The organism is Paenibacillus sp. IITD108, assembly GCF_036541265.1.
Lineage (GTDB): Bacteria > Bacillota > Bacilli > Paenibacillales > Paenibacillaceae > Pristimantibacillus.
Genome location: NZ_JAZHCT010000086.1, coordinates 1 through 1,105 on the forward strand (window position 1 = coordinate 1; position 1,105 = coordinate 1,105).

The 1,105-nt window shown below is 43.7% G+C and carries 1 protein-coding gene; it reads left to right on the forward strand.

The window, feature by feature from the left end; all coding sequences use genetic code 11:
* Positions 1 to 1,105 (forward strand): IS256 family transposase (locus tag V1L65_RS28615; protein WP_331702761.1); only part of this gene is annotated, 1,105 nt, incomplete at both ends.

Consider the following 1,105-nt stretch of genomic DNA (forward strand, 5'->3'; position numbering starts at 1 on the left):
TAAACACAGAACAATTAAAAGATTCCATTATGAATTCGAATATGGATGCTGTCGTGAAGTCATCGATTGTATTAGTGTTAAACGAATTCATGGAAAGAGAACGAGATAAGCATTTGCAAGCAGTTGCCTACGAACGAACACCAGATCGTCAAGATTATAGAAATGGCTACTATGATCGGGATTTAGTGATGAACATAGGGCGAATAACCTTGCGGGTGCCCCGTACGCGGCAAGGGGATTTTTCTCCTACCGTTTTTGAGAAATATGCACGTTGCGAACAAGCGCTTGTCCTCTCTATGTTAGAAATGGTGATTCATGGTGTTTCCACTCGTAAAGTAACGAAAGTCGTGGAGCAACTTTGTGGGGAAAATGTATCGAAATCCTTCGTCTCTTCCCTAACAGAAAAACTAGATCCGATCGTAAATGCATGGGCGAATCGCCCGCTAAATCTCGTGTACTATCCGTACTTATTTGTCGATGCGATGTACATCAAAGTGCGTGAGGATCAGCGCGTCGTTTCTAAAGCTGTTTACATTGCGACCGCACTAAACGAGCAGAACCAGCGTGAAATTATAGGACTGATGATTGACCATGCGGAAAGCTTTGAAAGCTGGAGCAGATTCTTTCAGTTGCTTCAATCACGTGGTATCCAGTCGCCCAAGCTTGTCATTTCAGACGCGCATGCTGGATTGAAGAAAGCCATTGGTCGTGAGTTCGTTGGGACGAGCTGGCAAAGATGTAATGTACATTTCAAGCGAAATATTTTTAATGCACTCCCGAAAAAAGATGCCGCTGAAATAGGTACGATGATCAAACGTGTTTTTGAAGCTGTAACGATAGAGGACATGCGCTCCTTTAAGTCTGAGGTCATGAGGCGCTATGGAGAGGAACCACGCTTTAAAAAGGCACTAGAGATCCTTGAAGAAGGCTTTGAAGACACGATACAGTACATGATTCATCCTGAGCCCATCCGTAAACATATCCGAAGCACGAACTCCTTAGAACGGTTAAACCAAGAAGTGCGGAGAAGAGAGAATGTGATCCGGATATTTCCGAATACACAGTCTGCTTTTCGCTTAATTGGAGCCGTCCTAATGGAATATGA